The organism is Haemophilus sp. HMSC068C11 (assembly GCF_001815355.1).
In the GTDB taxonomy this organism is placed as follows: domain Bacteria; phylum Pseudomonadota; class Gammaproteobacteria; order Enterobacterales; family Pasteurellaceae; genus Haemophilus_D.
The window spans coordinates 66,216-87,271 of the sequence record NZ_KV820368.1 but is presented as its reverse complement, the minus strand read 5'-3'; the positions used below and the strand labels follow the sequence as shown (position 1 = coordinate 87,271).

The window sequence follows — 21,056 nt, the reverse complement described above, 5'->3', positions numbered from 1 at the left end:
GAAAAAATGGTCGATCAAAATCCAAAACGCTCTGGTGAACCGCCAGTATGGTTGATGTTTGGTGCTGGCGGGACTGTCAGTGCGATTTTCTTCCCTGTTGTGATCTTAATTCTTGGTTTATTGTTACCATTCGGATTAATTGATCCACATAACTTAATTACATTCGCTTATTCTTGGATCGGAAAATTGGTTATCTTAGTTTTAACCATTTTCCCAATGTGGTGTGGTTTACACCGTATCCATCACGCGATGCACGATCTTAAAATCCACGTGCCAGCAGGCGGATTTATCTTCTACGGCCTCGCAACCATTTACACTGTTTGGGTGTTATTTGCCGTATTAGGTTTGTAATTTAAAAATACTAAATTGATAAATAAAAGTGCGGTCAAAAATGACCGCACTTTTTTATTCTCGACAAATAACCAAAATATTTTCTTAATCCAGAAAAACAAAAAACCCGACATAACGTCGGGTTTTCTTTTATCAAAAACTTTGATAATTATTCTGCAACAACGATAACATCTAATGTTGCAAATACTTCGCCGTGAAGTTGGAAACGAACATCGTGATCACCAAGAGTACGGATTGGACCGTTTGGTAAACGAACTTCGCTTTTCGCGATTTCAACGCCTGCTGCAGTTACTGCTTCTGCTACATCACGAGTAGTGATTGCGCCGAATAAACGACCTTCCTCACCAGCTTTAGATGCGATAGTTACAGAACCTAATGCAGTCACTTGTGCTGCACGAGCTTGAGCTGCTGCTAAACTTGCTGCTGCCGCTGCTTCTAACTCTGCACGACGAGTTTCAAAGTGTTCAATGTTAGCTTTAGTTGCCATAACTGCTTTACCTTGAGGGATTAAGAAGTTACGAGCGAAACCAGATTTAACATTAACTTGATCACCTACGTTACCTAGGTGAACGATTTTATCTAAAAGAATTACTTGCATTTCCTAACTCCTTCTTAATTGTGATGAGAATCAGAGTAAGGTAATAACGCTAAATAACGAGCGCGTTTGATTGCGCGTGCTAATTGGCGTTGGTACTTCGCACGAGTACCGGTAATGCGGCTTGGTACAATTTTGCCGCTTTCAGAAATGTAGTTCTTTAATGTAGCGATATCTTTGTAATCGATTTCAACAACATTTTCCGCTGTGAAACGGCAGAACTTACGACGACGGAAATAACGTGCCATTTGGCTGTCTCCTAATCTATAAATTCGATTTGCTCGGCATGCAATACTAACTGCGTTAAACCATTTGAGGTTTTATGTGAAGTTATAAACCCCACCACAAGAAGTTTACTGCCGACCGTAATGCTTTGAGTTTTTTCTATTAACTGATTGCCACTGACTTGAACTGGCATCTTTAACCACGCTTGGCGTGATAAACCACTTTCGACTTGTTCGGAACGATGTTCCAGCCAAAACTGGCAATGCGCAATCCCGTTAGGGCTTTTGCTTCGTTTAGGTAATTGACACACTGTGCCGATTAACGAGAAGCGATTATCAAGTTTTGAATTACTCTTCAGCATCCTCAAAATCGTTGTTTTCAACTTCAGCTAAAGGTTTACGTTCTTCTTTAGCCGCTTTCATTGGGGACGCTTCGGTTACGGCGTGCTTAGTATGGATAACAAGACTGCGTAATACAGCATCGTTATAACGGAAAGTCGTTTCTAGCTCGTCGATGACTTGTTGAGGCGCTTCTACATTCATAAGCACATAGTGTGCTTTGTGTAATTTGTTAATTGGGTACGCTAATTGACGACGACCCCAATCTTCTAGGCGATGAACTTGACCACCAGCTTCTTTAACAGAACCTGTGTAACGTTCGATCATACCTGGTACTTGCTCGCTTTGGTCCGGATGAACCATAAACACGATTTCGTAGTGACGCATTACTGCTCCTTACGGGTTAATCAGCCTTTGACGTAGATTAGCCACCAATCTGCAAAGGCAAGGAACGAAAAAATGAACGTGGCTAAGGGCGCTGATTATACAGATTTTTTTTCAGACTTCAAATAATTTGTACGCTTTTCAAACAAAAAAAGCCGATATCAACATATCGGCTTTTCTTTTCATTTCTAAATTAACGGCTACGGAAAATGATACGACCTTTGCTTAAGTCATAAGGTGTCATTTCTACAGTTACTTTATCGCCCGTTAAGATACGAATATAGTTTTTACGCATTTTGCCAGAAATATGTGCAGTCACCACGTGACCATTTTCTAACTCAACGCGGAACATGGTATTTGGTAAGGTTTCCAAAATTGTGCCTTGCATTTCAATGCAATCTTCTTTTGCCATTTTATCCTCTAAAATAATGATTTTTTGACCGCACTTTTTGCGGCTATAAATGAAAAACGGGCGAATTATAGCCGTTTTTAATGTTAGACGAAAGATTAAAATGGTATTTTGTTGAAATCCCCATTATTTTTTCAATAATTCGATTATAATGTTCCACTAAAGTCAATTAGGTAAAGAATTTAATTTAGCATACGAGACCAATAAGATATAGCCTTATGCAGTATCACCTTTCCCAAAGTGGCCCCCTATCTAAAAGGCTAAAGCAAACTTTACTATGATGTTCCTCAATCTGTATGTAAAACAATGACTTCAACCCAAGGGTTATTTATGGCTATACCTAAAATATTTGTAATTAGTTTAAAAAATTCAACAAGAAGAGAAAATATTGCTAAACGCCTTTCTGGTTTAAGGTTAGACTTTACTTTTTTTATTCAACAGATGGAAAGAAATTGCCTGCTTCCGTATTAGGATACCTCGATTATAATTTCTCCCCTAAATACTATTTATCATCTAAGTCATTAAAGTTTATGGACATATGATGGGAAACAATATGAATAAGCTAAAAGCCCTAAGGTTAAAAATCGGGAAATTGATACTTGATAAATCGTCAAGATCCCCCTTCCAAAAAAGTTTAGAACATCCTAAGAGTTTCTTATTTTTGCGACAAGATGGGAAAATTGGCGACTATATCGTTAGTTCTTTTGTTTTTCGGGAGATAAAGAAATTTAACCCCTTGATAAAGATTGGTGTCATCTGCACGAAACAGAACGCTTATCTGTTCCAAAAAAATCATAATATTGATGAGATTTATCTTGTAAAGAAAAGAAGCATTCTCGACTACATTAAGACAGCACTGCTTATTAGAAAAGAAAGATACGATGTTGTCATTGATCCAACCATTGTACTTAGAAACCGAGACTTGTTGCTATTGAGAATACTCAATGCGCGTAATTATATAGGCTATAGAAAAGCGGATTATAATATTTTTAATATAAATATTACTAAAGACGGTCATTTTTCAGAGATTTATAAAGAGGCTTTAGCCCAGTCAAATATCAGTCTAAGTGATGAAAGCTATGATATTCCGCAAGATGGCTCAACTAAAGAAGAAATTCTTCAGTTTATTACTGATAACAAGTTAAATAATTACATTACAATTAACTTCTATGGCGCGGGGAAAAATAGAAAATTTAACGATGCCCATATTATAGATTACTTAGCATATATTAGAAATCATCGTAAATGCCCATTGGTCTTACTCTCAACACCAGATACTCATGAGCATTTAAGTAGAATCGCTAATCAATTTGACGATGTGTTTGTTTATCCAAATTCTCGCACAACGATCTATCATACAATTGAGTTGATTAGAAACTGTACTCTACTTATTTCGGTTGATACATCAACTATTCATATTGCTTCGGGTTTAAATAAACCTATAATTTGTTTTTACTCGCAAGACAAAGAAAATTTTACGCATTGGCATCCCAATTCTAAAAATGTATGCCATATTATTCATTACCGTGATAATGTTAATGCTCTCTCTCCGAGAGAAATAAAACCAGAGTGGCTAGATATTTAAAGATACCAACCACAAACTGTATCATTTATTAGATTATTTTTATGAATTCAAAAAAACACTTAGGTCATACCGCCCGTAAACGCTTTGGACAAAACTTTTTACATGATACTTCTGTGATTCAAGGTATCGTGGCGGCAATTCATCCACAATCGAATCAATTCTTAGTAGAAATTGGCCCAGGGCTTGGTGCATTAACGGAGCCTGTTGGAGAGCTTGTCGATCATCTTACGGTGGTCGAGCTTGACCGAGACCTCGCAGAACGTTTACGTCATCATCCATTTTTACATCAAAAACTCACCGTCATTGAAACGGATGCGATGCAATTTGATTTTGGTGAGCTTTATACAAAAGAGAATTTAGCAGAAAAAGGGCAAAAATTACGTGTATTTGGTAACTTACCTTATAACATTTCTACTCCATTGATGTTCCACTTATTTAAGTATCATAATGTGATTCAAGATATGCACTTCATGCTGCAAAAAGAAGTGGTGAAACGCTTATGCGCAGGGCCCAATAGCAAAGCTTATGGTCGTTTAACCATTATGGCGCAATATTTCTGCCAAGTGATGCCTGTACTTGAAGTGCCACCTTCGGCCTTCAAACCTGCACCAAAAGTGGATTCAGCCGTTGTGCGTTTAATTCCACATAAAGAATTGCCACATCCAGTGAAAGATTTATATTGGTTGAACCGTGTTTGCTCCCAAGCGTTTAATCAACGCCGTAAAACGCTGCGCAATGCGCTCTCAACGTTATTTTCATCTGAAAATCTGACCGCACTTGGTATTGATTTAAATGCACGTGCAGAAAATTTGGCTATCGCAGATTATGCACGTTTAGCAAACTGGTTAGCGGATAATCCTCCTGCTGATGTCAATAAAGATGAAATCTTAGATTCAGAAGAGTAAAAAGAGCGGTCAAAAATGGCAACCTATTTCGTCGGTGATTTACAAGGCTGTTATGATGAATTACAGCTTTTATTAGAACGTGTGAGCTTCAGTCCTACGCAAGATAAACTTTATCTTGTGGGGGATCTTGTCGCGCGTGGGGATAAATCACTTGAATGTCTTCGTTTTGTAAAATCACTTGGCGATTCGGCACAAACCGTGCTAGGCAATCATGATTTACACTTAATTGCGACCGCACTGGGTATTAAAAAGGTAAAACCGCGTGATCGTGTCGATGCCATTTTTAATGCGCCCGATTTTGATGAGCTGATTCATTGGTTACGCCATCAGCCATTACTTGTGCATAATGAAGCATTAAACTTCCTGATGGCACACGCAGGCATTTCGCCTGATTGGGATTTGAAAACTGCGAAATCTTGTGCGGCTGAAGTTGAACAGATTTTACAACACGGTGACTTTCATTATCTTATTGAAAATATGTATTCTGAACAGCCAGATCGCTGGTCGCCAGATTTACAGGGCTTAGCGCGTCATCGTTACATTATTAATGCTTTCACTCGAATGCGTTTTTGCTATTTGGATCATCGCTTTGATTTTGCCTGTAAATCCCCTTTAAAAGATGCGCCAACTGAGCTCACGCCTTGGTTTAATTTAGATAATCCACTTTATAAACAAATTCCCATTGTATTTGGGCATTGGGCAAGTTTAGTGGATGAGCCAACTCCAAAAGGTATTTATGCCTTGGATACAGGATGTGTGTGGAATAATCGAATGACCCTATTGCGTTGGGAAGACAAACAGTTCTTCACACAAAGTGCGGTCAAAAATTACAGTGATTTTTAAGGAAACACTATGCTCTCGCTTACGGCTGAATCTTGCGAACTGTTCAATATTCCTTTCTACCAATTCGCCCAAATGAAAAAATTCTGCCCGGAAGATATTCCGGCAATTAAAGCTGATTACAAATTACATTGGGATAACTGGAAAGCGATTATTCAAGAAGTGGCAAAGCAACTTGGCATGCCTTTTGCGAAACCGCATATTGAAAGTTGGACTAATGGCTGGCAGGTTCGCGCGCATTTCTTCGCTTATTTTAAATACGAGTTTAACCAAAATTCTGCAGCTATTTTTTCTGTGCTATTAAATCGTCGCCGACTAAGAGTATGTTTAGATTGGCATTGCTATCGTGCAAATCGCTCACAAATTAATGTGCAACAATATAATCAGTGGCTTGACCAATTTGACTTCAAACAATTTGCCGATTTTGATATTTGGCGAGAAGATGAAAGCGAATATGGTGACTTTCGCCAAGTGAAACAAATTGCTGAAAAAGATCTCTTTTTACGATCAGAGGAAGATTTTTGGTGCATTGGTAAAAGCATTGAAAAAGCTGAACTTCATCAAATTGATCCCGTTTCATTTATCACAAAAACCATTCAACAGTTACAACCGCTTTACGATCGCTGCCATCAATAAAGTGCGGTCATTTCCATTAAATTTTTTCGTCTTGTTTATTTGTTATGCTATCATTACATTAGTTTAACATTTTTAACAATTTTGCTTTTAGGAGTACTTTATGAAAAACGTCGTTATCGTTGGCGGTGGCGCCGGCGGCATAGAGTTAGCGACATTTTTAGGTGACAAATTAGGTCGTAAAAAACAGGCTAAAGTGACGCTTGTGGATCGCAATGCGACCCACTTATGGAAACCCTTATTACATGAAATTGCTACAGGTGTGATGGATGATGGTACAGATTCTCTGAGCTATCGTGCACACGGGAAAAACCACCATTTCAGCTTTGAGCAAGGCTCAATCACGCGTATTAATCGTGAGCAAAAATATGTTGAACTTGCCCCAGTTTATGGGCAAGAAGGCGATATGCTCGTGGTTGCGCGCCGTATTCCTTATGATTACTTAGTGATTGCGATCGGCAGTAAATCGAATGATTTCAATACAAAAGGCGTTGCCGATAACTGTATTTTCTTGGATAGCTCAGATCAAGCACTTCGCTTCCAACAAAGAATGTTGGAACTATTCCTTAAATTCTCTGAAAACCGCGCATTAGATGATATTGGTGAAGAAGAATTTAAACAGAAATTAGTGGATGAAAGTAAAGTCAATATTGCGATTGTTGGCGGCGGTGCAACTGGTGTGGAATTAACTGCTGAGCTTTATCATGCGACTGAAGACTTGTCTTCTTACGGTTACGGTAAAATTGATAATTCTTGCTTGCAAGTCACCTTAGTTGAAGCAGGTCCTCGCTTATTACCGGCACTACCTGAAAATTTATCTGTAGCGGTATTAGAGGAATTGCAAGAAATGGGTGCTAACGTGAAATTAAATACGATGATCACGGAAGCCCAACCAAACACGCTTATTACCAAAGATGGCGAAGAAATCAAAGCTGATCTGATTGTGTGGGCGGCGGGTGTTCGTACCTCAACGGTGACACAGCAATTCGATGGATTAGAGCTTAACCGCATCAATCAATTGGTGGTAAAAGATACCCTTCAAACTACGGTGGATGACAGTATTTTTGCCATTGGTGACTGTGCGGCATTAATGCAACCAAACGGTAAATTAGTTCCGCCAAGAGCGCAAGCGGCACACCAAATGGCAAAAGCTTGTGCAAAAAATATCTTTGCACTTTTTGAGCAAAAACCATTAAAAGCCTTCAAGTACAACGATAAGGGAACCTTGGTTTCTCTTTCAAGCTTTACCGCATTGGGTAGCATTTCAAATAAATTTGGGAAAAACCCACTGACTGTTCAAGGTAAATTTGCACAGTTTGCGTACGTGTCTTTATATCGTATGCATCAACATGCTTTGCATGGATGTATTAAGATTGGCTTGATTATTTTAGTAGATAAACTTAACCACTATTTAAAACCAAGATTGAAATTACATTAAGACAAAAAGTGCGGTCAAATTTAGCCGCACTTTTTTATTTCTTAAACGAGTTGATTGTTACGCTCATAGGCATAAAGTGTATTAAACATCAGCATGGCAACTGTCATTGGTCCTACTCCACCCGGTACTGGCGTAATATAAGCCGCTTTTTGTATCGCCACATCATATTCCACATCGCCCACTAATTTGCCATTGATACGGTTAATCCCCACATCAATGACTGTTGCCCCTTCTTTAATCCAATCGCCCGGAATAAAACGAGGTTTACCCACAGCTACCACTAAAACATCCGCCTGACGAATATGATGTTCTAAATCTTTGGTAAAACGGTGCGTTACCGTGACAGTAGCGCCTGCCAATAATAATTCAAGCGACATTGGACGCCCTACAATATTTGATGCACCAACGATCACGGCATGCTTACCGTGTAAATCAATACCTGTAGTTTCTAATAATTTCATCACACCATAAGGGGTGCAAGCGCGTAAAGTTGGAATACGCTGACATAAGCGTCCCACATTATAAGGATGGAAACCATCCACATCTTTTTCAGGGCTAATACGCTCAATCACTGATGTGCTATTAATTTGTTTAGGCAATGGAAGTTGCACGAGAATACCATCAATGGTTTCATCGGCATTCAATTGATCTATCAGTTGTAGTAATTCTGCCTCCGACGTTGTTTCAGGTAAATCATAGGATTTTGAAACCATCCCGATTTCCTCACAGCTTTTTCGTTTACTGCCTACATAAACTTGAGAAGCGGGATCTGCCCCCACCAAAATTACCGCAAGTCCTGGCGCACGTTTACCTTGAGCACGATAATGTTCAATTTTATTGGCAACATCCGATTTGATTTTTTTTGATAGTTCAGTACCTGAAATAATTTGAGCAGTCATGCGTTTTTTCCTCAAGATGGCATTAAGTAAACGTTTGCTATTTTAACTGACAACGCCTTATTTTACAAAGACAACAAAAGTGCGGTTGAAAAACTGGAATAATTTTGAGCAATTGAAAGAGGAATCTAAAAAATTAATTGACTGAAAAGAAAAGCTCACTATAATTGTGCTCAATCGTCGGCGAGTAGCGCAGCTTGGTAGCGCAACTGGTTTGGGACCAGTGGGTCGTAGGTTCAAATCCTATCTCGCCGACCACTTCTTTTATATTTCCCTCGAAATTCCATACAAAAGATGTAACCCTTAAAATGCGCCCTTAGCTCAGCTGGATAGAGCAACGCCCTTCTAAGGCGTGGGTCAAAGGTTCGAATCCTTTAGGGCGTGCCATTATATACATTCTCAAAAAATCAAATCATCTCACAAAGTCATAAGTCATTGTTTTGCAATGTAAATATTTGTAAATTTTTACATTAAAATATTTACCAAATTATTTCATACCAGTATTATTCATTTCGTTTCATACCGAATGAAACTTTTATGATATTTCGGAGATTTTTTATTTAAAGGAATTAAACCTAATGAAAAAAACACTATTATTTGTATGTTTATTTGGAAGTGCATCTCTTGCTTTCGCAGAAGATACCGCAACAAAAACTGAAGTTTATACTCAAGTAGGAAGACTCGATGAGCGTATTACTGAAACTCGTTCAGTTCTTGATAATCGAATTACAAATGAGCGTAAAGAACTTGACGATCGCATCACTGGTGTCGATGTTCGACTTAATCAAACTGATAAAAATTTAAATGATCGTATTAATGAAACAGATAAGAATCTCAACAACCGCATTAATGACGAAGTAGGTCGTTTAGATAAAGATATCACGGAAAACCGCCGAGCATTAGATGAACGTATTACGAATACTCAAACTGAAATTGATAATCGTGTAACAACTGAAGTGGGACGTCTTGATGATCGCATCACCAATGCTCAGAAAGATTTAAATAATCGTATTACTGGCGTTGATGAACGTTTAAACCAAACGGATAAAAACCTAAATGATCGTATTAATGAAACAGATAAAAATCTCAACAACCGCATTAATGATGAAGTGGGTCGTTTAGATAGTCGCATTACGGAAGATCGCCGTGCACTGGATGAAAGAATTACTGAAAATCGCAAAGATTTAGATAATCGTATTACGGAGAATCGTAAAGATTTAGATGAACGAATTACAGAGAATCGTAAGGATTTAGATAATCGTATCACGGGTGTAGAAGAGCGTGTTACGGATACCCAAAAAAATCTAAATAACCTAGATAACCAAGTAAAAAATAATACAAACAATATTCAAACGAACAGAACTGATATCGATGATCTAAAAAATAGAATCAGCCACAATTCTGCAAGCAATACTCAAAACACCAAAGCACTTGCTGATAAAGTAAACAATAACGTGCAAAATATTGCGAATAACGCTTCACGTTTAGATCACTTATCAAATCAAGTGATGACAAATACAAAAGAGATTTCTGATTTACGCTCTGAAATGACACGTTCTACTGAATCATTGCGCTCAGATTTGAAACACAACGTGAAAAAATTACGTGCAGGGATTTCTAGCGCTATTGCGTTAACACAAGTCCCCCAAGCAATTACCTCTGGGGAAAGTGTGCTTGGTGTAGGTGCAGGAACTTTCCGTAATGAAAGTGCACTAGCAGTGGGTTATTCTCGTGCATCTGATAATGGTAAACTGCTATTTAAAGTAGGCGGTACTGCAAGTAGCCGTGGTGATTTTGGTGCAGGTGCGGGTGTTGGGATACGTTGGCGCTAACTAAACACTCATATAAATAAATAACAAAAGCACGCTTAATGCGTGCTTTTTTATATCCATAAAATATCGAGAATATATGATTTAAAAAATGATTGGATATTTACAAAGAATTGTAATTTGAATGGCGGTGAGAGGGGGATTCGAACCCCCGATGCGCTTTCGCACATACACGCTTTCCAGGCGTGCTCCTTCAACCACTCGGACATCTCACCGTTTTGAAGTGCGTGAAATATAAAGATTTATCCAAGATTAGTCAAGTTTTTTGAGCTAGAACATAAAAAATCCTTTTCCTTTTAGCTAAAATATAAACTTATCTCTTTTCTATCGTCGTATTTTTATGCAAATCAAATTACTCTTTTCTAAAAATGTGTTTCTGGCTGTAAAACCATTTAGCGCATTGAAAGAATCTTTCCGTGAAGGTTACGGAAAACAAAAATTGATTAAAGATATTATCGCGGGTCTGACTGTGGGAGTTATTGCTATTCCGCTCTCCATGGCCTTAGCCATTGCCAGCGGTGTTCCACCACAACATGGTCTTTATACTGCTATCGTGGCTGGTATTGTGATTGCGTTAACTGGTGGATCTCGTTTTAATATTTCTGGACCAACCGCCGCATTTGTCGTGATTTTATATCCCGTTACCCAACAATTTGGGCTCAGCGGGTTACTTATGGCGACACTACTTTCGGGGATTATTTTAGTTATTATGGCCTTATCGCGATTAGGGCGATTAATTGAGTACATTCCTCTCCCCGTTACACTAGGCTTTACCTGCGGAATTGGGATCACCATCGGTACTCTGCAAATCAAAGATTTCTTAGGTTTAGACATTGCTCAGATGCCACCTCACTATATTGAAAAAGTGCAAGCTATTTTGACCGCACTTCCGACGATTAACTGGGCAGACACCGCTGTTGGTGTGGTCACCTTGTTTGTACTCACCCAATGGCATAAGCTTCGTTTACCCGTGCCAGGTCATTTACCTGCAGTCATTATTGGGACACTTATGGCATTAGCCTTAGGGCAATTTGGTTTCTCCGTTGAAACTATTGGTACGGCATTCCAATACACCTTATCTGATGGCACAACAGGACATGGTATCCCTAATGTCTTGCCTGAATTTGCCTTACCTTGGAATATTCCTAATGTCCAAGGTGAAGTCATCAATTGGAATTTTGATCGCATACAAGATATCTTGCCTGCCGCCTTTTCAATGGCTGTATTAGGCGCGATTGAATCGCTACTTTGTGCAGTCATCTTAGATAATATGACGGATACCAAACATCATTCCAATAATGAATTACTCGCCCAAGGTTTAGGTAATATTATTTCACCATTCTTAGGCGGCATTACGGCAACTGCAGCAATTGCACGTTCTGCAGCCAACGTTAAATCTGGGGCTGTATCACCAATAGCCAGTGTAATTCATGCACTCTTAGTTTTATTCTCGCTATTATTCTTTGCGAATGCCCTGTCTTATTTGCCACTCTCTTCTATGGCTGCATTGCTATTAATGGTAGCTTGGCATATGGCGAATGTGCCTGAAATTATTCGTTTGGCGCGTCGTTCCACACAAAATGAAATTGCGGTGTTGTTCACTTGCCTAATTCTCACGGTATTATTCGATATGGTGATTGCCATCTCAGTCGGCGTATTATTGGCAAGTCTCTTATTTATCCGCACCATTGCAGAAATGACAAAAGCCATTGAGCAACCTGCACCAGAAGATCTGAATGATGTGTTAGCTTATCGTATTAGTGGTCCATTGTTCTTTGCGGCTGCGGATAAACTTTTTGCGGATTTACACGATAAAACCGTACATACGGATCACGAAATTAAACATATCGTATTACAATGCGATGCCGTGACCGTGCTCGATACGGGGGGCGTTCATGCACTCACTCACTTTGTACAACATATGTTGCCACATCAACAAATCTACTTGTGCAATATGCAGTTCCAACCACTGAGAATGTTAGTGAAATCAAACTCTGTGCCTGAATTGCAAAAAATCAACTACGGCTCAGATTTACAAGATGTCTTTAATAAAATTCGTGAGTTTGAACAAGCAAATCCATAAAACAGTGAAAAGCGTGCTAAAATAGGCACGCTTTTTTATCAATAAAAATAAAGGAACTCAGAATGCGTCCAAATAATCGTGAAAATCATCAATCTCGTCCAATTAAAATCACCCGTAATTATACTAAACATGCTGAAGGCTCAGTATTAGTTGAATTTGGTGATACCAAAGTATTATGTACGGCGAGTGTTGATGAAAGCGTACCGCGTTTCTTAAAAGGACAAAATCAAGGTTGGGTGACAGCAGAATATGGCATGTTGCCACGCTCGACACACAGCCGTATGCAACGTGAGGCCGCAAAAGGCAAACAAGGTGGACGTACCATGGAAATTCAACGTTTAATCGCACGTTCATTACGTGCTATGGTTGACTTAGAGGCCCTTGGCGAACGTTCTATTACCTTAGACTGCGATGTGATTCAAGCGGATGGCGGTACAAGAACTGCGTCTATCACCGGTGCAGCAGTGGCTTTATGTGATGCTATCAATGGTTTAATTGCAAATGGCACATTAAAAACCAATCCAATCAAAGGTCTCGTTGCGGCAATTTCAGTTGGAATTGTTGAGGGTGAGGCTGTATGTGATTTGGAATATGTAGAAGACTCAGCCGCCGAAACAGATATGAACGTTGTGATGATGGAAGATGGCCGCATGATCGAAGTGCAAGGTACCGCAGAAGGCGAACCATTCAGCCACGAAGAATTACTCACCTTATTAGGCTTAGCCAAACAAGGGTGCGAACAAATCTTCACAGCACAACGTGAAGCATTAGGTTTATAGGAACAAAAAATGGAAAGCTACAAAATCGAATTTATTAAATTTGCCTTGAGCCGTAACGTGCTTAAATTTGGCGAGTTTGCACTAAAATCAGGTCGAAAAAGTCCTTACTTTTTTAATGCAGGATTATTCAGCACTGGCGCAGATCTCGCTCTCTTAGGTGAATTCTATGCGAAAGCGATTCAATCAAGTGCGGTCGATTTTGATGTCATTTTTGGGCCTGCCTACAAAGGCATTCCAATTGCGACAAGCGTTTCCATTGCACTATTCAATCAATTTAACCGTGATACGCCTGTTTGCTTTAACCGTAAAGAAGCCAAAGATCACGGTGAAGGCGGTAATTTGATCGGTAGCCCATTAACCGGCAATGTGTTGTTAGTCGATGATGTCATTACAGCTGGCACAGCCATTCGTGAATCCATGGCGCTTCTTGAAGCCAATAACGCGAAATTAGCTGCTGTCTTTATTGCATTAAATCGTCAGGAAAAAGGCAAAGGGGAACTGTCTGCCATCCAAGAAGTAGAACGAGACTATCAATGCCAAGTGCTTTCCATTATTGATTTGGATGATTTAATGCAATTCATTGAAAAAGAACCCGATTATCAGCAATATTTACCTGCGATGCGGGCTTATCGTGAAAGTTATGGTGTGTAATTCATCACTTGAAAAATAAGAATAAAACCATATTAATGTAAGGGCAGACATTTGCGTCTGCCCATTATTGTCAAAAGACCTTTTGACCGCACTTTAGGGGAAGAGAATGTATTTTTTTGGAAAGATTATCGGCGTTTTTCTCGGTTTTAAATGGGGGGGCTTTTTCGGTGCCATCGCTGGACTTATTTTAGGCTCTATCGCAGATAAAAAACTCTATGAGCTTGGTTCGGTTAACTCTAGCTTTTTTAAGAAAAAAACAACCCGACAAGCGCTCTTTATGCAAACTACTTTTGCGGTACTTGGACATTTAAGTAAATCCAAAGGTCGAGTGACAGAAGAAGATATTCAACTGGCGAATCAGTTGATGAATCAGATGCAATTAGATGAGAGTCATCGCAAACTTGCTCAAGAGGCATTTAGTCGAGGTAAAGCAATAGATTTTCCACTACGTCAGGTGATTCGCGAATTCCGCATTGGATGTGGGCAACGAGCTGATTTACTGAGAATGTTCTTGCACGTACAAGTGCAAGCCGCATTTGCTGATTCTCAATTACATGACTCAGAAAAAGAAGTGCTTTATGTGGTGGCTGAAGAGCTTGGTCTTTCCCGTATGCAGTTTGAGCAAATGCTGGCAATGGAAATTGCAGCTCGTCAATTTACTCAAGGTGGATTCTATCGCCAATACCAACAGGGCGGTTATCAACAGCAAGGTGGCTATCAATACCAACAACAAGGTGGTTACCAACAATCTTCTGGCCCAACATTAAGTGATGCTTATAAAGTATTGGGCGTGAGTGAAAGTGATGATCGTAATGCCGTAAAACGTGCATATCGTCGTTTAATGAATGAACATCACCCAGATAAATTAGTTGCGAAAGGCTTACCGCCAGAAATGATGGAAATGGCTAAAGAAAAAGCGCAACAAATCCAAGCCGCTTACGATTTAATTTGTAAAGTGAAAGGCTGGAAATAGTGCGTGTTATCCTCGCCCCCATGCAAGGAGTGCTTGATCCTTTCGTTCGCCAGCTTTTAACCGAAGTGAATGAATATGATCTCTGCATCACCGAATTTGTTCGCGTGGTGGATCAACTCTTACCTGAAAAGGTCTTTTATCGTCTTTGCCCTGAACTCAAAAATCAGGGTTTTACACCTTCTAGAACACCTGTTCGTGTCCAACTTTTAGGTCAACATCCTAACTGTCTTGCTGAAAATGCCAATCGCGCCATTGAGCTTGGATCACATGGTATTGATTTAAATTGTGGCTGTCCATCCAAAACCGTTAATGGCAGTAACGGAGGTGCAGCACTTCTCAAGCAACCTGAACTAATTTATCAAGCGACTCTAGCCTTACGAAAAACCGTACCAAGCCATTTGCCTGTAAGTGTAAAAGTGCGATTAGGTTGGGATTGCACTTCACAAGCTTTTGAAATTGCCGATGCCGTACAACAAGGTGGCGCTTCTGAAATCACTATTCACGGTCGAACTAAAGCCGATGGCTATCGTGCCGATCGCATCAATTGGGAAAAAATCGGTGAAGTGAGATCTCGCTTAACAATCCCAGTGATTGCTAATGGTGAAATTTGGCGTTGGGAAGATGGTCAAGCATGTTTGAAAGCGACAGGTTGCGAAGATCTAATGGTCGGGCGTGGTGCATTAAATATCCCAAACTTAAGCCTTGTACTTAAACAAAATTGTGAAAAAATGCCTTGGGCGGATATTCAAAAAATCTTACAAAAATATGCAGAAATGGAAAACTTCCATGATTCTGGTTTTTATCATGTTGCCCGCATCAAACAATGGCTACGCTATCTCAATAAAGAATATCCTGAAGCGGATATCGTTTTTAAACGAATTAAAACCAGCAAAACGGCAGAAGATCTGAGAGAAAGACTCTGTCAGGGCTAAAAAAGTGCGGTCGAAATAGACGGTTTTTTTAGCATTTCCTCACTCGTACGACGAGTTAAACACTCAAACAAAACTTGACCAAAATCAAAAAGTTATCATACAGAACCAGTAGAATCGATGAGGCATATACCACAAAAAAGGAGAGGTGCCTTATGAAGACTCGTCTATTGCTTTCTAGCTTACTTATCGCATTAAGCGCAACATCATTTGCCCAAACGCATAAAGCGCATTGGTCTTATAATGGGAAAGAAAGCCCTGAACATTGGGGTGATTTGCTCACCGAGTATCAAACCTGTAAGCTAGGGAAGGTTCAGTCACCTGTTAATCTCGAAGCTGATAACGGCATGAAAGTAGCAAATAAACCACTTAAAATGAATTACTTCCCTGCGGAGTATCAAGTGGAAAACAATGGACATACCGTGCAAGTCAGTGTTGCACAAGAAAATGCCCCATTTATTACGCTCAACAATAAACCATTTTATTTAAAACAATTTCACTTTCACACACCAAGTGAACATACCTTTAAACGCCAACATTATCCTTTAGAAATTCATTTTGTCCATCAAAGTGAAGATAAAGCGTTAGCGGTTGTTGCCGTAATGGTGAATGAAGGTGAAGCTAATCCAGCATTAGCACCAGTCGTTGAGAAAAAACTTTCAGTTGGACAAAAAGAAAAACTGGCTCAACCACTTGATATTCAAGCACTAATGCCAAAAGAGATGGCACGCTTCCGCTTAAATGGATCGCTCACTACTCCACCTTGTAGTGAAAACGTGGCTTGGACCATTTTTAAAGCACCAATTCAAGCAAGTAAAGCACAAATTGCCGCAATAGAAGAAATGGAAGGGAAAAACAACCGTCCAACGCAACCATTAAATCAGCGTGATGTGGAAGTTGAACAATAAATAAAAAATGCGTGGATAGTTTCCACGCATTTTTTATTCGATTAGAAGAGATTAAAGGTGAATGTTGCCATCATAGATATGAGTCGCATCGCCAGCCATATAAAGCGGTGAGCCTACGCCTTCCCACTCAATAAGCAAGCTACCACCAGGTAGATCAACTTGCACTTTGTTATCAAGTAAACCTTGCATAATTCCAACAGCCGCTGCTGCACAAGCGCCGCTGCCACACGCTTGTGTTTCACCTGCACCACGTTCATATACACGCAATTTAATGTGGTTACGATTGACGACTTGCATAAATCCAGCGTTTACCCTTTCCGGAAAACGTTCGTGATTTTCTAATAATGGACCTAACTCTGCTACATTGGCCGTTTCAATATTGTCCACTTGAACAACGCAATGTGGATTGCCCATTGATACCGCACCACAAAGCACTGTTTGAACATCGGTACGCAGAATATAATTTTTTTCAAATTTATTTGCAGTAAAAGGAATTTTATTAGGTTCCCAAATCGGCTCGCCCATATTGACGCGAATTTGCCCGTCTTCTTTTACCGTTAAAACCATTTTTCCTTTTTGCGTGCTTACTGCAATATCCTTTTTATTGGTCAGCCCTTTTAAGGTGACAAAACGCGCAAAACATCTTGCCCCATTTCCACATTGCGACACTTCACTACCATCTGCATTGAAAATACGATAGTGGAAATCCAAATCCGGATCGTAAGGTGGTTCAACAATTAAAAGCTGATCAAAACCTATGCCACGATGACGATCTGCTAAGCGTTTAATGGTTTCAGGGGTAAAATAGGCATTTTGCGTCACAGCATCAACAACGACAAAGTCATTGCCAAGGCCATGCATTTTGGAAAACTGCATGTTTCCTTCCTTGATTTGAAAATTTTTTGGCATTATAGAGAGCAATAAGCCGAATGGCAAATAGCCAGAATAGACAAAGTGCGGTCAAAAAACACTTTATTTTCTCACCGCACTTTCATCATTACATCCAAGCGTTATTACGAATGATCCCTACTGCAATCCCTTCAATTTCAAAATGAGGCTGTTCTTCAAGATTCACCACAATCGGCTGAAACTCTTCATTTTCTGCATGCAGATAAATAACTGAACCTTTGCGTTCTAAGCGTTTTACCGTTACTTCATCTTCAATTCGGGCAACAACAATCTGTCCATTTCGCACATCTTTTGTGCTATGCACGGCAAGAAGATCGCCATCTAAAATGCCGATATCTTTCATAGATTGGCCATATACTTTTAATAAGAAATCAGCTTGTGGTTTGAACATATTAGCATCAACACGATAAGTGCCTTCAATATGTTGCTCGGCTAAAATTGGTTCCCCTGCAGCTACACGACCGATGAGCGGTAAGCCTTCTTCTTCCTCATCATTTGCACTGTCATCAATAATACGAATACCGCGAGAAGCCCCCGCAACAATTTCAATTGCACCTTTACGAGCAAGTGCTTTTAAATGTTCTTCTGCCGCATTAGGGGATTTAAAGCCTAATTCACGAGAAATTTCTGCACGAGTTGGCGGCATACCCGTGGTTTCTAAATGGCGTTTTAAGAGTTCCAGCACTTCTTGTTGTCTGGCAGTTAATGGTCTCATATACACTCCTGTTACTTTATACAGAATAACTGTTAGTATATACAGAAAGATAGCGATTGCAACAACTATTTTTTAGCGATAAAAGTGCGGTCAATTTTTTTCATCTTTTTGAGTGTTCATCATAAATCTCAAATGTAAATTTTTAGAATTTGACTGGTCGAATGTGTTAAAATGCCTGACAATACCTAGAAATGTCTAACAAAAAGAGAATATTAATTATGTCTGGCATCGTAAGTACTTATCGTAAATTATTAGAATTACCGCTTTCGGTTTTAGTAAAAAATAATCCTATTCCCGCTCAACCCATCGAAGAGCTTCAACTCAATATCAATCAACCTATTCTTTATGTTTTACCTTATACCTCTCAAACTGACTTCGTAATTTTCCGTCGTAACTGTTTGAGTGTAGGTTTGCCTGATCCAGCTGAAAAGAATGTGATTGATGGCGTAGCATTACCACGTTATGTCTATTTAGACGAAGGTCGCCGCTTTTTTAAATCAAAAGGCGCAAAAGATGAAACCGCCAAAGTCTTCAATAAATACTTAGAACTGCACCGTGATGCAGCCGATTTAGATGTACAACTGATCCCAGTTTCGGTGCTTTGGGGACGTTCACCAGGTAAAGAAGATAAAGCAAGCTTGCCCAATCTTCGCTTATTAAACGGTATTCAAAAAACCTTTGCGGCAATTTGGTTTGGACGTGATACTTTTGTGCGTTTTTCTCAAGCACTTTCTTTGCGTTACATGGTAAATGAGCACGGTTCAGATGAAAAAATTGCGCAAAAACTGGCTCGCGTGGCAAAAATGCACTTCGCTAAACAACGCATTTCCGCGACAGGACCTCGTTTGCCAAACCGCGAAGCGATGTTTAATAAACTCTTAAATTCCCAAGCGATTCAAAATGCGATTGAAGATGAGGCAAAATCAAAAAATATCAGCCGCGATAAAGCCTATGCTGAAGCCGAAAAAATTCTTCATGAAATCGCGGCTAATGTAAGCCATTCAAGCCTTCGTGTAGCAGATCGTTTCTTACGCTGGTTATGGAACAAACTGTATTCCGGTATTGATGTACAAAATGCGGATCGTGTGCGTAAATTAGCATTAGAAGGACATGAGATTGTTTATGTGCCTTGTCACCGTAGTCACATTGACTATTTATTACTTTCTTATGTGCTCTATCACCAAGGTCTTGTACCACCACACATTGCAGCAGGGATCAACTTAAACTTCTGGCCAGCGGGTCCTTTATTCCGTAGTTGGGGGGCATTCTTTATTCGCCGTACCTTTAAAGGTAACCGCCTTTATTCTGCAATTTTCCGTGAGTATTTAGGGGAATTATTCCACCGTGGTTATTCCGTCGAATACTTTATTGAAGGTGGTCGTTCTCGTACAGGTCGATTGCTTGCACCAAAAACCGGTATGATGTCGATGACGCTACAAGCACTTCAACATAACCAAACGCGTCCTATTTCTGTAGTGCCAGTGTATATCGGTTATGAACACGTATTAGAAGTGGATACTTACGCGAAAGAATTACGTGGCGCAGCGAAAGAAAAAGAAAATGCAGGCTTAGTGTTACGTGTAATTAAAAAATTGCGTAATTTAGGTCAAGGTTTTGTGAGTTTCGGTGAACCAATCACGCTTTCAAATTATCTCAATCACCATTATCCAGAATGGAAAGAACAACATCATGAAGATAAACCTCACTGGTTTAACCATGCGGTTGGGGCTGTTTCTAATCAAGTGATGGTGAATATTAATAAAGCTGCAGCCGTCAATGCGATGAATTTAGTGGGGACCGCTCTACTCTCTTCTCGTCAACGTGCGCTTTCTCATGAGCAACTATTAGAACAACTCTCTAGTTATCAAGAAATGTTAAAGAATGTACCGTATTCTACTGATGTGGTACTGCCAACTGATACACCAAAAGCGATGCTTGACCACGTATTAAGCTTAGACCGCGTGGGTGTATTAGTTGAAAAAGATAACTTTGGGGAAATTATTCGTTTAGAACGTAATTCTGCTGTTCTCATGACGTATTACCGCAATAACATTCAACACTTATTTGTGCTCCCTTCACTTGTTGCGAGTATCGTTTTACATTATGAAGCTATCCAAAAAGATTTATTATTGGATGCGGTACGTAAAATTTATCCATTCTTAAAAGGCGAACTCTTCCTTCATTTCAATGAAGAAGAATTAGATACACAAATTAAAGCCATTATTGATGAATTTGCACGTCAAGAAGTTATCCAAGCCAATGATAATTTCTTATCTATCCACCGCGCTAAAGTTCGTATTTTACAACTTTGGTCTGCGGGTATGCGTGAAATCTTACAACGCTACTACATTACAGTAAGCATTTTACGTAGAGACCCTGGAATTGCCCGTGGTTTACTAGAAAAAGAAAGCCAATTGGTAGCACAACGCCTTTCTGTATTACACGGTATTAACGCGCCTGAATTCTTCGATAAAGCGGTATTCTCGGCCTTTATTGCTCACTTGAAAGAAGAAGGCTATTTCGATGATGACAAAGAAAAATTACACGAGCTTGCCACAATTTTAGAGCATTTGATTTCTAGCGAGATTTGCTTAACGATCAACGGTGCTGCAGATAAAGCAGATGAAGTTGAGATTGAAGTAGAAGAAGAGGATAAATCAAATAAAGATGAATAATCTTTA

23 protein-coding genes and 3 tRNA genes are annotated in these 21,056 nt (G+C 39.5%); 17 read left to right on the top strand and 9 right to left on the bottom strand.

The window, feature by feature from the left end:
- Positions 1-6: 6 nt before the first annotated feature.
- Positions 7-351 carry a fumarate reductase subunit FrdD gene (gene frdD / locus HMPREF3020_RS06500; protein WP_049363327.1) on the top strand — a complete coding sequence of 115 codons (345 nt, stop codon included), beginning with the start codon at positions 7-9 and terminating at the stop codon, positions 349-351.
- 148 nt (positions 352-499) lie between these two features.
- Here frdD and rplI read toward each other — a convergent pair whose 3' ends face one another.
- The 5 genes from rplI to infA all read right to left on the bottom strand — a co-directional run bounded on the left by rplI (position 500) and on the right by infA (position 2,305).
- Positions 500-949, bottom strand: coding sequence for a 50S ribosomal protein L9 (gene rplI / locus HMPREF3020_RS06495; protein ID WP_049368816.1), 450 nt, complete (start codon positions 947-949; stop codon positions 500-502).
- A gap of 14 nt (positions 950-963) precedes the next feature.
- A complete protein-coding gene (rpsR, locus tag HMPREF3020_RS06490; protein WP_005696867.1) occupies positions 964-1,194 on the bottom strand; it encodes a 30S ribosomal protein S18 in 231 nt (76 codons plus the stop codon).
- A gap of 11 nt (positions 1,195-1,205) precedes the next feature.
- The gene (priB, locus tag HMPREF3020_RS06485; protein ID WP_005627623.1) at positions 1,206-1,532 is read right to left on the bottom strand and encodes a primosomal replication protein N; all 327 of its coding nucleotides are present in this window, start codon (positions 1,530-1,532) and stop codon (positions 1,206-1,208) included.
- Positions 1,519-1,896 (bottom strand): 30S ribosomal protein S6, encoded by a 378-nt coding sequence (gene rpsF / locus HMPREF3020_RS06480; RefSeq protein ID WP_005627620.1) that lies wholly within the window; start codon positions 1,894-1,896, stop codon positions 1,519-1,521. The genes priB and rpsF overlap by 14 nt, the downstream gene beginning before the upstream one ends.
- A 190-nt stretch (positions 1,897-2,086) precedes the next feature.
- Complete coding sequence (gene infA / locus HMPREF3020_RS06475; RefSeq protein ID WP_005627617.1) at positions 2,087-2,305, bottom strand: translation initiation factor IF-1; 219 nt, start codon at positions 2,303-2,305, stop codon at positions 2,087-2,089.
- Positions 2,306-2,608: 303 nt separating this feature from the next.
- Between infA and HMPREF3020_RS09570 the strand changes: the two genes are divergently transcribed.
- The 6 genes from HMPREF3020_RS09570 to HMPREF3020_RS06450 all read left to right on the top strand — a co-directional run bounded on the left by HMPREF3020_RS09570 (position 2,609) and on the right by HMPREF3020_RS06450 (position 7,703).
- Positions 2,609-2,773, top strand: coding sequence for a glycosyltransferase family 25 protein (locus HMPREF3020_RS09570; RefSeq protein ID WP_332107980.1), 165 nt, complete (start codon positions 2,609-2,611; stop codon positions 2,771-2,773).
- An 82-nt stretch (positions 2,774-2,855) separates the two neighbouring features.
- The gene (locus HMPREF3020_RS06470) at positions 2,856-3,887 is read left to right on the top strand and encodes a glycosyltransferase family 9 protein (RefSeq protein ID WP_070775988.1); all 1,032 of its coding nucleotides are present in this window, start codon (positions 2,856-2,858) and stop codon (positions 3,885-3,887) included.
- A gap of 41 nt (positions 3,888-3,928) precedes the next feature.
- Positions 3,929-4,792, top strand: a complete 864-nt coding sequence (gene rsmA, locus HMPREF3020_RS06465; RefSeq protein WP_070775983.1) for a 16S rRNA (adenine(1518)-N(6)/adenine(1519)-N(6))-dimethyltransferase RsmA — start codon at positions 3,929-3,931, stop codon at positions 4,790-4,792.
- Positions 4,793-4,807: 15 nt separating this feature from the next.
- Entirely contained in the window at positions 4,808-5,635 is an 828-nt protein-coding gene (gene apaH / locus HMPREF3020_RS06460) for a bis(5'-nucleosyl)-tetraphosphatase (symmetrical) ApaH (RefSeq protein WP_070775982.1), read from the top strand.
- Between the two features lie 9 nt (positions 5,636-5,644).
- Complete coding sequence (locus HMPREF3020_RS06455; RefSeq protein ID WP_070775981.1) at positions 5,645-6,268, top strand: glucose-6-phosphate 1-dehydrogenase family protein; 624 nt, start codon at positions 5,645-5,647, stop codon at positions 6,266-6,268.
- A 100-nt stretch (positions 6,269-6,368) separates the two neighbouring features.
- The gene (locus HMPREF3020_RS06450; protein ID WP_070775980.1) at positions 6,369-7,703 is read left to right on the top strand and encodes an NAD(P)/FAD-dependent oxidoreductase; all 1,335 of its coding nucleotides are present in this window, start codon (positions 6,369-6,371) and stop codon (positions 7,701-7,703) included.
- A 41-nt stretch (positions 7,704-7,744) separates the two neighbouring features.
- On the opposite strand, the gene folD is transcribed toward HMPREF3020_RS06450, so the two are convergent.
- Positions 7,745-8,602, bottom strand: a complete 858-nt coding sequence (gene folD / locus HMPREF3020_RS06445) for a bifunctional methylenetetrahydrofolate dehydrogenase/methenyltetrahydrofolate cyclohydrolase FolD (RefSeq protein ID WP_070775979.1) — start codon at positions 8,600-8,602, stop codon at positions 7,745-7,747.
- A gap of 178 nt (positions 8,603-8,780) precedes the next feature.
- Here folD and HMPREF3020_RS06440 point away from each other — a divergent pair.
- The 3 genes from HMPREF3020_RS06440 to HMPREF3020_RS06430 all read left to right on the top strand — a co-directional run bounded on the left by HMPREF3020_RS06440 (position 8,781) and on the right by HMPREF3020_RS06430 (position 10,431).
- Positions 8,781-8,857: transfer RNA gene (locus HMPREF3020_RS06440), tRNA-Pro, on the top strand.
- Between the two features lie 52 nt (positions 8,858-8,909).
- A tRNA-Arg gene (locus HMPREF3020_RS06435) sits at positions 8,910-8,986 on the top strand.
- A gap of 191 nt (positions 8,987-9,177) precedes the next feature.
- A complete protein-coding gene (locus HMPREF3020_RS06430) occupies positions 9,178-10,431 on the top strand; it encodes a YadA-like family protein (protein ID WP_070775978.1) in 1,254 nt (417 codons plus the stop codon).
- Between the two features lie 122 nt (positions 10,432-10,553).
- Here HMPREF3020_RS06430 and HMPREF3020_RS06425 read toward each other — a convergent pair.
- Positions 10,554-10,643: transfer RNA gene (locus HMPREF3020_RS06425), tRNA-Ser, on the bottom strand.
- A 125-nt stretch (positions 10,644-10,768) separates the two neighbouring features.
- On the opposite strand from HMPREF3020_RS06425, the gene dauA reads away from it, so the two are divergent.
- The 6 genes from dauA to HMPREF3020_RS06395 all read left to right on the top strand — a co-directional run bounded on the left by dauA (position 10,769) and on the right by HMPREF3020_RS06395 (position 16,751).
- The gene (dauA, locus tag HMPREF3020_RS06420) at positions 10,769-12,511 is read left to right on the top strand and encodes a C4-dicarboxylic acid transporter DauA (protein ID WP_070775977.1); all 1,743 of its coding nucleotides are present in this window, start codon (positions 10,769-10,771) and stop codon (positions 12,509-12,511) included.
- Positions 12,512-12,573: 62 nt separating this feature from the next.
- Positions 12,574-13,290 carry a ribonuclease PH gene (rph, locus tag HMPREF3020_RS06415; protein ID WP_070591786.1) on the top strand — a complete coding sequence of 239 codons (717 nt, stop codon included), beginning with the start codon at positions 12,574-12,576 and terminating at the stop codon, positions 13,288-13,290.
- A 9-nt stretch (positions 13,291-13,299) separates the two neighbouring features.
- Complete coding sequence (pyrE, locus tag HMPREF3020_RS06410; protein WP_070775976.1) at positions 13,300-13,941, top strand: orotate phosphoribosyltransferase; 642 nt, start codon at positions 13,300-13,302, stop codon at positions 13,939-13,941.
- Between the two features lie 106 nt (positions 13,942-14,047).
- Positions 14,048-14,914, top strand: a complete 867-nt coding sequence (gene djlA, locus HMPREF3020_RS06405; RefSeq protein WP_070775975.1) for a co-chaperone DjlA — start codon at positions 14,048-14,050, stop codon at positions 14,912-14,914.
- Positions 14,914-15,846, top strand: a complete 933-nt coding sequence (gene dusC, locus HMPREF3020_RS06400) for a tRNA dihydrouridine(16) synthase DusC (RefSeq protein ID WP_070775974.1) — start codon at positions 14,914-14,916, stop codon at positions 15,844-15,846. The genes djlA and dusC overlap by 1 nt, the downstream gene beginning before the upstream one ends.
- A 152-nt stretch (positions 15,847-15,998) precedes the next feature.
- A complete protein-coding gene (locus HMPREF3020_RS06395; RefSeq protein ID WP_070775973.1) occupies positions 15,999-16,751 on the top strand; it encodes a carbonic anhydrase in 753 nt (250 codons plus the stop codon).
- A gap of 51 nt (positions 16,752-16,802) precedes the next feature.
- On the opposite strand, the gene dapF is transcribed toward HMPREF3020_RS06395, so the two are convergent.
- Positions 16,803-17,627 carry a diaminopimelate epimerase gene (gene dapF, locus HMPREF3020_RS06390; protein ID WP_070775972.1) on the bottom strand — a complete coding sequence of 275 codons (825 nt, stop codon included), beginning with the start codon at positions 17,625-17,627 and terminating at the stop codon, positions 16,803-16,805.
- A 121-nt stretch (positions 17,628-17,748) separates the two neighbouring features.
- The gene (lexA, locus tag HMPREF3020_RS06385; protein WP_005698192.1) at positions 17,749-18,375 is read right to left on the bottom strand and encodes a transcriptional repressor LexA; all 627 of its coding nucleotides are present in this window, start codon (positions 18,373-18,375) and stop codon (positions 17,749-17,751) included.
- A 218-nt stretch (positions 18,376-18,593) separates the two neighbouring features.
- Between lexA and plsB the strand changes: the two genes are divergently transcribed.
- Entirely contained in the window at positions 18,594-21,050 is a 2,457-nt protein-coding gene (plsB, locus tag HMPREF3020_RS06380; protein WP_070775971.1) for a glycerol-3-phosphate 1-O-acyltransferase PlsB, read from the top strand.
- The last annotated feature ends 6 nt before the right edge of the window (positions 21,051-21,056 follow it).